We start from the raw sequence: 12,195 nt of genomic DNA, 5'->3' as shown, positions 1-12,195 counted from the left end.
ATGATCACGCGCTATGAGCGGATGATTGCGCGGCGCTATCTGCTGCCGGGCAAGGGCGAGGGCTTCATCTTTCTGGTGGCCTCGATCAGCCTGGTGGCGGTGGCGCTGGGCGTGGCGGCGCTGATTGCAGTGATGAGCGTGATGAACGGCTTTCGCGCCGAGCTGTTCGACCGGATCTTGGGGCTGAACGGCCATGCCGTGGTGCAGGGCTATGATGGCCGGCTGGAGAACTGGCAGGCGATTGCCGAGGCTGCGGCGGCGATGCCGGGGATTGTGAGCGCGACGCCGCTCATTGAGCAGCCGCTGATGGGCAGCTTTCGCGGCCGGGTGGAAGGCGTGTTGGTGCGCGGTCAGCGGCTGGCCGACATCAAGGGCAACCCGGTGATGGCCGACAATGTGCGCGCCGGCAGCCTTGAGGCGCTGGTGCCGGGCTCGGGCACGGTGGCGATCGGGGCGCGGCTGGCGGAAAATCTGGGCGCGCGGGTGGGCGATGACATTTCGCTGATCAACCCGGCCGGCGAGGCGACGCCCTTTGGCACGGTGCCGCGCATCGTCGCTTACCGGATCGGCGCGGTCTTTGAGGTCGGCATCTTTGAATATGACAAGGCCTTTGTGGTGATGCCGGTGGAGGATGCGCAGCTGCTGCTGCGGCTGGGTGACCGGGTGGGCATGGTCGAGATCGTGACCGACGACCCGGACCGGGTGGGCCAGATCGTGCAGCCGCTGGTGCCGGTGGTGGCGCGCGACGGGGTGATTGCCGACTGGAAATCGACCAATGCGGCGTTGTTTTCGGCGCTGGTGGTCGAGCGGACGGTGATGTTCTGGGTGCTGTCGATCATCATATTGGTGGCGGTGTTCAACATCCTGTCGTCGCTGATCATGCTGGTCAGGGCGAAATCGCGCGATATCGCGATTTTGCGGACGATGGGCGCGGGCCGCGCCGCGCTGATGCGCGTGTTCATGACGGTGGGGACGATCATTGGCGGGCTGGGGGCCGGGGCCGGGCTGGTGCTGGGGCTGACGATCTTGCGGTTTCGCGAGTCGATCGTGGCCGGGGTGGGCGCGCTGACCGGGGCCAATCTCTGGGACCCTTCGGTGCGCTACCTGACCGAGCTGCCAAGCCGGACCGAGCCGCTGGAAGTGGTGGGCATTGTCGTGCTGGCGCTGGCGCTCAGCTTTCTGGCGACGCTTTATCCGGCGTGGAAGGCGGCCAATACCGACCCGGTGCAGGTGCTGCGCTATGAGTGAGCCGGCGCTGGTGGTGGAGGGGCTGCGGCGCAGCTTCGAGCAGGGCGGGGTGCGCATTGATGTGCTGAACGGGGTCGATCTGTCGATCGCGCCGGGCGAGATCGTGGCGCTGCTGGGGCCGAGCGGATCGGGGAAATCGACGCTGTTGCAGGCGGTCGGGCTGCTGGAGGGCGGTTTTTCGGGCAAGATCTCGATTGGCGGCGAGCGGGTCGAGGCGCTCGACAACCAAGGCCGCACCCGGGTGCGGCGCGAGCGGCTGGGCTTTGTCTATCAGTTTCATCATCTGCTGCCCGATTTTTCGGCGCGGGAGAATGTGCTGCTGGCCGGGCTGGTGTCGGGCCGGAGCGAGGCCGAAGCGGGCGCGCGGGCCGATGAACTGCTGGCAGCGCTCGGGCTGTCGTCGCGGCTGGGGCACCGGCCGGCGCAGCTTTCGGGCGGGGAGCAGCAGCGGGTGGCGGTGGCGCGGGCGCTGGCCAACAAGCCGATGCTGATATTGGCGGACGAGCCGACCGGCAATCTCGATGAGGCGACGGCGGCGACAGTGTTGGCCGAGTTTCTGGCGCTGGTGCGGGGGCAGGGGAGTGCGGCGCTGGTGGCGACGCACAATGAGGCGCTTGCCGGGCGGATGGACCGGGTGGTGCGCTTGCACGAGGGGCGGCTGGCGCAGGCCTGAGGCTTATCCCCAAGTTATTGCGGGCCGGTGGTGGCGGGGGCGGGCAAGCCGGGCCATAGTCTGGTGATGGGCCACGCCGGATTCGTCCATCTGCGCTTGCAGAGCGCCTATTCGATGCTCGAGGGCGCGGTGCAGCCGGGTGCGCTGGCCCAGGCCTGTGCGGAAGCCGGGATGCCGGCGGGCGCGCTGTGCGACCGGGGCAACATGTTTGCGGCGATGGACTGGTCAGCGGCGGCCAAGGACGCCGGGCTGCAGCCGATCATGGGGGCGCTGCTGCCGATCGAGCGGCCGGGCACGCGCACGGCGACGGCGCGGCCGGTGATCGACTGGCTGCCGTGCCTGGCGCAGGACATGGACGGCTATCACAATCTGGTGCGGCTGGTGAGTGCGGCGCATCTGGAGGCGGATGGTCATGAGGCGCCGCTGCTGCGGCTGGACCAGCTTGAGGGGCGGACCGGGGGACTTATCGCGCTGACCGGCGGCGCCGAGGGCTGGCTGACCCGGCTGATCGCCGAAGGCCAGCCGGTGGCACCGGCCGCGGATGCGCTGGCGGCGCTGTTTGGCGACCGGCTTTATGTCGAGATCAGCCGCGCGGGCGATCCGGTGGAGCGCCGGGCCGAGGCTGGGCTGCTGGCGCTGGCGAGCGCGCGCGGCTGGCCGCTGGTGGCGACCAACCCGGTCAAGTTTCTGGAGCCCGAGGGGCACGGCGCGCATGACATTCTCTTGTGCATCGCCGGCTCGACCTATGTCGATGCCGAGGACCGGCCGCGCTCCAACCCCGAGCATTGGCTGAAGGACGCCGATGCGATGCGGGCGCTGTTTGCCGACCTGCCCGAGGCGATCGAGAACACGTTGGTGGTGGCGCAGCGCTGCGCGGTGATGGCACCCGCACGCAAGCCGATCCTGCCGCACCTCGAGGGCGGCGCCGAGGCCGAGGAGGCGCGGCTGGTGGCCGAGGCGGAGGCCGGGCTGGCGGCGCGGCTGGCGCTGCTGGGGAACGAGGGCGAGGCGGCGGCGCCCTACGGCGAGCGGCTGGCCTATGAGCTGGGCGTGATCCGCTCGATGGGCTTTGCCGGCTATTTTCTGATCGTCGCCGAATTCATTGGCTGGGCCAAGGCCGAAGGCGTGCCGGTGGGGCCGGGGCGCGGCTCGGGGGCGGGCTCGGTGGTGGCCTGGGCGCTGAAGATCACCGATCTTGACCCGCTCGCCAATGGCCTGCTCTTTGAGCGGTTTCTGAATCCGGACCGGGTGTCGATGCCGGACTTTGACATCGACTTTTGCGAAGACCGGCGCGAGGAGGTGATCCGCCATGTGCAGAGCCTTTATGGCCGGGAACAGGTGGCGCAGATCATCACCTTCGGGAAGATGAAGGCGCGCGCCGTGGTGAAGGACGTGGGGCGGGTGCTGCAGATGCCCTATGGGCAGATGGACCGGCTGGCGAAGATGATCCCCAATCATCCGACCGACCCCTGGACGCTGGCCCGCGCGCTGGGGCTGGGGCGGGACAAGGATGACAATCCTTATGAGGGGGTGCCCGAGCTGCTGGCTGAGCGCGAGCGTGACGCCAAGGTCAGGCGGCTGCTCGATGTGGCGTTGCAGCTGGAGGGGTTGCCGCGGCACAGCTCGACCCATGCGGCGGGTGTGGTGATTGGCGATCGGCCGCTGTCGGAGCTGGTGCCGATGTACCGCGATCCGCGCTCGGACATGCCGGTGACGCAGTTCGAGATGAAGGCGGTGGAGAAGGCCGGGCTGGTCAAGTTCGACTTTCTGGGGCTGAAGACGCTGTCGGTGCTGGCGCGGGCGGCGGCGCTGCTGGCGGCGCGCGGCATTGTTGTGGACTGGCAGCGGCTCGGGCTGGATGATGCGGACGTGTACCGGCTGATTGCCGAGGGCGACACGGTGGGCGTGTTCCAGTTTGAATCGGAGGGGATGCGCCGCGCGCTGAGCCAGGTCCGGCCCGACTGTTTTGCCGACATCGTGGCGCTGGGCGCGCTTTATCGGCCGGGGCCGATGGACAATATCCCGAGCTATGCGCTGCGCAAGGCGGGGCGCGAGAAGGTGGAGCTGCTGCATGAGCGCATGGAGCCGATCCTGCGCGAGACCAACGGCATCATCGTCTATCAGGAGCAGGTGATGCAGATCGCCCGCGAGCTGGCTGGCTACAGCCTGGGCGAGGCCGATCTGTTGCGGCGCGCCATGGGCAAGAAGATCCATGCCGAGATGGTGGCGCAGAAGGCGCGCTTTGCGGAAGGGGCGGCGACAAACGGCATCGAGCCGGCGACCGCCGAGGCGATTTTCGAGCTGGTGCTGAAATTTGCCAATTACGGCTTCAACAAGAGCCATGCGGCGGCCTATGCCGTGGTCAGCTATCAGACGGCCTGGCTGAAGACGCACCACCGGGCGGAATTCTATGTCGCCTCGATGGACTATGACATCGACAATACCGACCGGCTGGCGGTGTTTGTCGATGATGCGCGCCGCGCCGGGCTCAATGTGCTGCCGCCATGCATCAATGCCTCCGAGGCGCGGTTTTCGGTGGAGGACGGGGCGGTGCGCTATGGGCTGGCGGGGCTGAAGAGCGTGGGCGCCAAGGCGATGGAGGCGGTGGTGGCGGCGCGGGGCGACGCGCCCTTTGCGTCGCTGGCCGATTTTGCCGCGCGGGTTGACCCGGGGCTGCTCAACCGGCGGCAGCTGGAGGCGCTGATCAGTGCCGGCGCTTTTGACGCGGTCGAGCCGAACCGGGCGGGCGCGCATGCCATGGCGGCGGCGATATTGGGCACCGCACAGCGGCTTTCGGCCGAGCGGGAGAGCGCGCAGGTGGCGCTCTTTGGCCTTGATGAGGGGCCGGCGCTGGGGCTGTCGCTGCCGGATGTGGAATGGACGCTGGCCGAGCGGCTGGCGGCCGAGAAGGAGGCGTTCGGCTTTTATTTCTCAGGCCATCCGATCGACGGCTGGGCGGCGCTTGTCGAGGCGCGCGGCGCGATGACGATGGCGGCCTGCGAGGCGCTGCCGGCGCCGCCTTCTGGTGGCCGGCAGGCGGTGACGATGGCCGGCTTGATCAAGGAGGTGAAGTGGCTGACCTCGAACAACAACCGGCCGCAGCGGGGGCATCTGAAGGCGGTGTCTGACCGGTATCTGGCGGTGACCTTGTCGGATCGGAGCGGCCAGTTTCGCGCCACCTGTTCCAGCCCGGAGACGCAGGAGCGGCTTGAACGGCTGGCGCGCGAGGACCCGCTGGTCCTGCTGCAGGCTGAACTGGCCTGGCGCGAGGGCGAGGACGCACCGCGCGTGCGGATTCACGGTGCCGCCTCGCTGGCCGAGCTGGCGCGGCGGGCGCCGGGCGAGCTGGTGGTGCGCATCCGGGACTGGCATGACGCCCAGCGGCTGGTCGAGCTGCTGGCGCCGGCGGCCGGGCAGGGGCGCGGCGTGGTGATTGCCGAGGTGCCGACGGCGGCCGGGCTGGCGCGAGTGCGGCTGGGGGCGGACTTTCTGATCGATCATGAATTGCAGGCCGCCGCGATGCGCCTGCAGGCGAGCGGGCTGGAGGCGCCGGTGCGGCTGTCGGTGGTTTCAGGCGGGGTTCAGGGCTGAAACACGTTCCAGCCCATAGCGCGGCTGAGTTGCTCCAGCGCGCGGGTGCCGAGCAGGCTGTTGCCCTGGGGGCTGAGGCCGGGGGACCAGACGGCGATGCTGGCCTTGCCCGGTGCGACCGCGAGGATGCCGCCACCGACGCCTGACTTGGCGGGCAGGCCGACCTGAAAGGCGAATTCGCCGCTGGCATCATAATGGCCGCAGGTGAGCATCAGCGCATTGATGCGCCGCGCGCGCTCGGGCGAGACGATCTGCTTGCCGGAGCTTGGGCAGCGGCCGGCGTGAGCAAGGAACCGGCCGGCGCGGGCGAGCTGGCGGCAGCTCATGGCGATGGCGCATTGGTGAAAATAGACATCAAGCGTGCTGGCGACCGGGCCGGTGATGACACCGAAACCCTTCATGAAATTGGCAAGGCCAGCGTTGCGGAAGCCGGTGGCGGCTTCGGAATAGGCAACGGCGCCGTCGACATTGATGCTGTCGTCGCCGGCGAGCGCGCGGACCCGGCGCAGGATGGCGCCGCTGCCGGCGCGGTCCTCATGGGCAGCCGCGATGAGATCGGTGACGGCGATGGCGCCGGCATTGATGAAGGGATTGCGCGGGCGACCGCCTTCGGCTTCGAGCTGGACGATGCTGTTGAAAGCCGAGCCCGAAGGTTCACGGCCGACGCGTGCCCAGACGGCATCGCCGTGACTGTCCAGCGCTTCGACAAGGGCAAAGACCTTGCTGACCGACTGGATGGAGAAGGGGAGGTCGGCATCGCCAGCGACATGCTCCGTGCCATCGGCGGTGATGACGGCGATCCCGAAATGGGCTGGGCTGACCTTGGCCAGCTCGGGGATATAGCTGGCGACCTGTCCGCGCTCTGTCGCAGACAAGCCTTCGGCGGCGATGGCGGCAAGCGTTTCGGCAAGATCGGCGGGCATGGCGGGACTTTGCGCGGGCAGGGCGCGCGCGGCAAGCGGGGATTGGGGGCAGACTGGCAGGAATATGAGTGGCGCTTTAATTCTGTGGAGTGTATATACGCAGTGACTGGCTGGCGGATCAATGGCCGGCTTTTGGGGAGAGTGTTGATGGCGACGCGTCCGACTGCCGTATTTCCGTTTCCGCCGCGGGTGCGGCCTGACCTGCCCGATTTCACCAAGCCGACGCTGGAGGCTTATCTGGCCAAGGCGCCGCTTGATGAGGTGGACATTGCTGACCCGATCTATTGGGAGGCGGATGCGCACTGGGTCTATTTCAAGCGGTTGCGCGACGAGGCGCCGGTTCATTTCACCGAGGTCAATGCCGAGCGCCATCGCGGCTATTGGTCGGTGACGCGCTGGGACGACATCATGGCGGTCGATACCAACCATCAGGTTTATTCCTCGGAAGCGACGCTGGGCGGCATCACCCTGTTCGACATGGACCAGGACTTCATCATGCCGATGTTCATCGCCATGGACCCGCCCAAGCATGATGTGCAGAGGAAGGCGGTCAATCCGATCGTGTCTGGTCCCAATCTGGCGGCGTTCGAAGGGCTGATCCGGACGCGCACGCAGGAGGTCCTGGACAGCCTGCCACGCGGCGAGACCTTTGACTGGGTGGACCGGGTGTCGATCGAGCTGACCAGCCGGATGCTGGCGACGCTGTTTGACTGGCCGCAGGAGCATCGCCGCAAGCTGACCTATTGGTCGGATGTGTCGACCGCCGACCCCGAGGTGCCGGGCAACCCGACCAAGGAAGAGCGGCAGGGCATTTTGATGGGCATGCTGCAGGAATTCATGGCGCTGTGGAACGAGCGGGTGAACAGCGAGCCCAAGGGCGACCTTGTCTCGATGCTGGCGCACAACCCGGCGACGCGGAACATGCCGCCGATGGAATTCATGGGCAATCTGGTGCTGCTGATCGTGGGCGGCAATGACACGACGCGCAATTCGATTTCGGGCGGGGTCTATTTTCTCAACAAGAACCCGGGCGAATATGACAAGCTGCGCGCCAATCCGGCGCTTGTCGAGCCGATGGTCTCGGAGATCATCCGCTATCAGACGCCGCTGGCGCATATGCGGCGCACCGCGCTCGAAGACACGATTCTGGGCGGCAAGCGCATTCACAAGGGTGACAAGGTGGTGATGTGGTATGTCTCGGGTAACCGCGACGAGCGCGCGCTTGAGAAGCCGGATGCGTTCATCATCGACCGCGCCCGGCCGCGCCAGCACATGTCCTTCGGTTTTGGCATTCACCGCTGTGTGGGCAACCGGCTGGCGGAATTGCAGCTGAAGATCCTCTGGGAGGAGATTCTGAAGCGCTTTGACAGGATCGAACTGGTCGAGGAGCCGGAGCGGGTGCCGTCGGGCTTCGTCAAGGGCTACAAGTCGATGATGGTGCGGATACCGGCTTGAGTCGGGTTGGACGGGACGAAGTTTGATGACGAAGATTATCTATGTTGAGCATGACGGCACGGAACATGCCGTCGAGGTGGCGGACGGTGTGTCGCTGATGGAAGGCGCGCTGTCGAACGGCGTGCCGGGCATTGACGGCGACTGCGGCGGCAATGCGGCCTGCGCCACGTGCCATGTGTTCCTGTCGCCGGAATGGCTGGCGAAAACGCGTGAGCGGTCGGAGATGGAAATCTCGATGCTGGAACTGGCCGATGAGTATCGGCCCGAGGCGTCGCGGCTGGCCTGCCAGATCAAGGCCTCGGCGGCGCTTGACGGGATGCGCGTCGACATGCCGGCGACCCAGCACTGAACGCGCACACCAGGGGGGATATGAGCATGGATCTGTTTCAGGCCTTTGTGCCGACCGCGAGGCAGATCGTGCAGGCTGGCCAGGCCGTGCTGGACAAGGGCGAGGCCTTTTGCGCTGAACGTGGGATGGCGCCGGAAACGCTGATCGAAACGCGCCTGGCGCCGGACATGGCGGCGCTGCCCTTTCAGGTGTTTTCGGTCGCGCACCATAGTGCCGGGGCGATTGCGGGGGTGCGGGCCGGGGTGTTCAAGCCGGCGCGGCCCGAAGCCGGGCTGGATTTTTCGGGCTTGAAGGCCTTGTTGCAGGGCGCGGACGCTGTGCTTGCGGCCGTGACGGCGGACGAGATGGCGGCGCTGTCGGACAAGCCGATGGTCTTCAGCATCGGCGACCGGCAGATGCCGTTTGTCGCGGCTGATTTTCTGCTGTCGTTCAGCCAGCCGAACTTCTTTTTTCATGCCTCGATGCTCTATGGAATTTTGCGGCATGCCGGGGTGGGGCTTGGGAAGATCGATTTTCTCGGGCGGCTGCGGCTGGCCAGTTGACGACCGGCCATGCTTTGGCTTGACGGCCGACTGTCGATCCCGTAACGCGCCGCTTCCATCAAATCCCCACGCGGGGGCCATATCCGGTGGCAGGATTGTCCTGTTCACTTCCCCGCGGCGGCTTAACCGGAGGTAGAATTTATGGCGGCACCCGTCGTCTCTATGGCGCAGCTTTTGGAAGCTGGCGCGCATTTTGGTCACCAGACGCATCGCTGGAACCCGAAGATGAAGCCCTACATCTTCGGTGATCGCAACGGCGTTCACATCATCGACCTGTCCCAGACCGTGCCGCTGTTTGCGCGCGCGCTCGACTTTGTCACCGCGACCGTGCAGGCCGGCGGCAAGGTGCTGTTCGTGGGCACCAAGCGTCAGGCGCAGGAGCCGATTGCGGAAGCTGCGCGGCGTAGCGGCCAGCATTTCGTCAACCACCGCTGGCTGGGCGGCATGCTGACCAACTGGAAGACGATTTCGGGCTCGATCCGCAAGTTCAAGCAGCTTGAGGAGCAGCTGGCCGGCGACACCACCGGCCTGACCAAGAAGGAAGTGCTGAAGCTGACCCGCGAGCGCGACAAGTTCGAGCTGAGCCTGGGCGGCATCCGCGACATGGGCGGCCTGCCCGATGTCATCTTCATCATCGATGTGAACAAGGAAGAGCTGGCCGTGAAGGAAGCCAATGTGCTTGGCATTCCGGTGATCGCGGTGCTCGACACCAACACCGACCCCAGCGGCATCGCCTTTCCGGTGCCGGGCAATGACGATGCGAGCCGGGCGATCCTGCTTTACGTCAATGCCGTGGCCGACGCGGTGATTGCGGCGTCGCAGGGGCGCATGGCGCAGTCCGGTGTTGATCTTGGCGCCATGGCGGAGCCTGTGGCCGAGCCGGCGCTGGCTGAAGCGCCGGTGGCCGAAGAGATGGTTGTCGAGGCTGAGACGGCAAAGATTCCGCAGGGCTGAGGCCGGCGGCATGGCGAGCCGGCGCGCGAGGCGCGCGCCGGCTTGTCATATCAATGAAATGGCGAGCGCCTAACCGGGCGCGGACAAGCGAAAGGACAGGCATATGGCTGAAGTTACAGCAGCGATGGTCAAGGATCTGCGCGAGCGCACCGGCGCTGGCATGATGGACTGCAAGAAGGCGCTGGCCGAGACGAGCGGCGACATGGAAGCCGCCGTTGACTGGCTGCGCACCAAGGGTCTGGCGGCGGCGGCCAAGAAGGCCGGGCGCACGGCGGCCGAAGGGCTGGTCGGCGCCGTTGTGTCGGGCACGCGCGGCGCTGTGGTCGAAGTCAATTCCGAGACCGACTTTGTCGCCAAGAACGAGGTGTTTCAGGAGTTCGTCAAGACTGTGACCGACATGGCGGTGACGATTGGCGATGATGTGGTCGCACTTCTGGCGGCCAGCTATCCGGGCAGCGACGGCAATGTGCAGGACAAGCTGACCAGCAACATCGCGACCATCGGCGAGCATCAGTCGCTGCGCCGGGCGGCGCTTGTGGAGGTTTCGCAGGGTGCGGTGACGGCCTATGTGCACAATGCGGCCGCCCCCGGCCTTGGCAAGATCGGCGTGCTGGTTGGCCTCGAATCGTCGGCTGGGGCCGATGTGCTGGAGCCGCTGGGCAAGCAGATCGCCATGCATATTGCGGCGGCCAACCCGCTGGCCCTCGATGCCGACGGGCTGGACCCGGCGCTGGTCGAGCGCGAGCGGGCCATTGCGCGCGAGAAGGCAGCGGCCAGCGGCAAGCCGGCCGAGATTGTCGAGAAGATGATCGAGGGCGGCGTGCGCAAGTTTGCGCAGGAGAATGCGCTGCTGACCCAGATCTTCGTGATCGACGGCAAGTCGAAGGTGAGCGATGTGGTGGCGGCGGCGGCCAAGACGGCCGGCGCACCGATCGCCATCAAGGGCTTTGTCCGGCTGCAGCTGGGCGAAGGCATCGAGAAGGAAGAAAAGGATTTTGCCGCCGAGGTTGCGGCTGCGGCCGGCGTCTGATTTCAGCGGATTGCCGGAGAAGGGGGTCGTGGCTTGCCATGGCCCCCTTTTCTTATCGGCCTTCGGTGGCTAAGGCTGGCGCGGAGTTTTTGAGGGCGGGACAGAGTGATCAAGGGTTTCAAGCGCATCCTGCTCAAATTGTCTGGCGAAGCGCTGATGGGGCAGGAGCCTTACGGCATCGACCCTGCCGAGACGGCGCGGATTGCGGGCGAGGTGAAGACCGCGGTGACGGCGGGCTATGAGGTCTGCCTGGTGGTTGGCGGGGGCAATATCTTTCGCGGGCTGGCAGCCGCCGCGCGTGGGTTTGACCGGGGCTCGGCTGATTACATGGGGATGCTGGCCACCGTCATGAACGCGCTGGCGGTGCAGAATGCGCTGGAAAACATCGGCATTTCGACACGCGTGCAATCGGCGATCCCGATGCCGAGCGTGTGCGAGCCCTATATTCGCCGCCGCGCCGAGCGGCATCTGGAAAAGGGCCGGGTGGTGATCTTTGCCGCCGGCACGGGCAATCCGTTCTTCACCACCGACACCGGGGCAGCGCTCAGGGCGGCCGAGATGAACTGCGACGCGCTGCTCAAGGGCACGTCGGTGGACGGGGTCTATGATGCCGACCCGAAGCGGGTGGCCGGCGCGCGCCGCTATGACCGGCTGAGCTATTCCAAGGTGCTGGCCGATGATCTGAAGGTGATGGATGCCAGTGCGGTGGCGATGTGCCGGGACAATGGCATCCCGATCATCGTCTTCAACATTCGCGAGGCCGGCACGCTGGCGGCGGTGTTGCGGGGGGAGGGAACTTCGACAATGGTAACGCATGAGGAGCAAGCCAGTGGCTGAGTTTGAAGCAGGGCCGTGGAAGGCCGATCTGGAGCGGCGCACGACGGGCGCGGTGGACGCGTTGAAGTCCGATCTGGCCGGGCTGCGCACCGGGCGCGCCAATGCGACGCTGCTCGACCCGGTGACGGTAGAGGTTTACGGTTCGGCGATGCCGCTCAGCCAGGTGGCGACGGTGACCGTGCCGGAGCCGCGCATGCTCTCGGTGCAGGTGTGGGACAAGAGCAATGTGACGCCTGTGGAGAAGGCCATTCGCGCTGCCGGGCTGGGGCTCAACCCGATTTCCGATGGCCAGACCCTGCGCCTGCCGATTCCCGATCTGACCGAGGAACGGCGCCGGGAACTGGCGAAGCTCGCGTCGAGCTATGCCGAAAAGGCCAAGATTGCCGCGCGCAATGTGCGCCGCGACGGCATGGAGGCGCTGAAGGCGGCCGAGAAGAAGGGCCAGATCAGCCAGGACGAGCAGAAGCGCCATGAGGCCGAGGTGCAGAAGATCACCGACAAGGCCGTGGCCGACATTGACGCCGCCGCGAGCGCCAAGGAGAAGGAAATTCTTGGCAAGTGACGGTTGAGCCGCTTCTTGGCGCGGCGGCTTG

Annotated in this window: 11 protein-coding genes; 10 read left to right on the top strand and 1 reads right to left on the bottom strand. The window is 66.5% G+C overall.

All coding sequences use genetic code 11. The features are described from left to right. The 3 genes from ACMVO5_RS04710 (at position 1) to dnaE (ending at position 5,512) form a co-directional block, all read left to right on the top strand. Entirely contained in the window at positions 1 to 1,248 is a 1,248-nt protein-coding gene (locus tag ACMVO5_RS04710; RefSeq protein WP_416908918.1) for a lipoprotein-releasing ABC transporter permease subunit, read from the top strand. After that, on the top strand, positions 1,241 to 1,921 hold the full coding sequence (locus ACMVO5_RS04705) for an ABC transporter ATP-binding protein (protein WP_416908917.1): 681 nt from the start codon (positions 1,241 to 1,243) through the stop codon (positions 1,919 to 1,921). Before ACMVO5_RS04710 ends, ACMVO5_RS04705 begins: the two co-directional genes overlap by 8 nt. 66 nt (positions 1,922 to 1,987) lie before the next feature. Continuing rightward, positions 1,988 to 5,512, top strand: coding sequence for a DNA polymerase III subunit alpha (dnaE, locus tag ACMVO5_RS04700; RefSeq protein WP_416908916.1), 3,525 nt, complete (start codon positions 1,988 to 1,990; stop codon positions 5,510 to 5,512). On the opposite strand, the gene ACMVO5_RS04695 is transcribed toward dnaE, so the two are convergent. Next, positions 5,503 to 6,435, bottom strand: coding sequence for a glutaminase (locus ACMVO5_RS04695; protein WP_416908915.1), 933 nt, complete (start codon positions 6,433 to 6,435; stop codon positions 5,503 to 5,505). The genes dnaE and ACMVO5_RS04695 overlap by 10 nt on opposite strands. Positions 6,436 to 6,582: 147 nt before the next feature. Here ACMVO5_RS04695 and ACMVO5_RS04690 point away from each other — a divergent pair, with 147 nt between their 5' ends. From ACMVO5_RS04690 to frr, 7 genes are all read left to right on the top strand, one after another. Next, on the top strand, positions 6,583 to 7,890 hold the full coding sequence (locus ACMVO5_RS04690) for a cytochrome P450 (RefSeq protein ID WP_416908913.1): 1,308 nt from the start codon (positions 6,583 to 6,585) through the stop codon (positions 7,888 to 7,890). A 25-nt stretch (positions 7,891 to 7,915) separates the two neighbouring features. After that, positions 7,916 to 8,239 (top strand): 2Fe-2S iron-sulfur cluster-binding protein, encoded by a 324-nt coding sequence (locus ACMVO5_RS04685; protein WP_416908912.1) that lies wholly within the window; start codon positions 7,916 to 7,918, stop codon positions 8,237 to 8,239. A gap of 20 nt (positions 8,240 to 8,259) precedes the next feature. Continuing rightward, positions 8,260 to 8,781: a DUF1993 domain-containing protein gene (locus tag ACMVO5_RS04680; RefSeq protein WP_416908911.1), complete on the top strand. Its 522-nt coding sequence runs from the start codon at positions 8,260 to 8,262 to the stop codon at positions 8,779 to 8,781. A gap of 141 nt (positions 8,782 to 8,922) precedes the next feature. Further along, complete coding sequence (gene rpsB, locus ACMVO5_RS04675) at positions 8,923 to 9,735, top strand: 30S ribosomal protein S2 (RefSeq protein WP_416908910.1); 813 nt, start codon at positions 8,923 to 8,925, stop codon at positions 9,733 to 9,735. 103 nt (positions 9,736 to 9,838) lie between these two features. After that, on the top strand, positions 9,839 to 10,765 hold the full coding sequence (gene tsf, locus ACMVO5_RS04670) for a translation elongation factor Ts (protein ID WP_416908909.1): 927 nt from the start codon (positions 9,839 to 9,841) through the stop codon (positions 10,763 to 10,765). Positions 10,766 to 10,921: 156 nt separating this feature from the next. After that, positions 10,922 to 11,602 (top strand): UMP kinase, encoded by a 681-nt coding sequence (pyrH, locus tag ACMVO5_RS04665; protein WP_416909299.1) that lies wholly within the window; start codon positions 10,922 to 10,924, stop codon positions 11,600 to 11,602. Then, complete coding sequence (gene frr, locus ACMVO5_RS04660; RefSeq protein ID WP_416908908.1) at positions 11,595 to 12,164, top strand: ribosome recycling factor; 570 nt, start codon at positions 11,595 to 11,597, stop codon at positions 12,162 to 12,164. Before pyrH ends, frr begins: the two co-directional genes overlap by 8 nt. The last annotated feature ends 31 nt before the right edge of the window (positions 12,165 to 12,195 follow it).

Source organism: Polymorphobacter sp. (assembly GCF_048007885.1).
GTDB lineage: Bacteria > Pseudomonadota > Alphaproteobacteria > Sphingomonadales > Sphingomonadaceae > Sandarakinorhabdus.
This window is presented reverse-complemented; position numbering and strand designations above follow the sequence as displayed.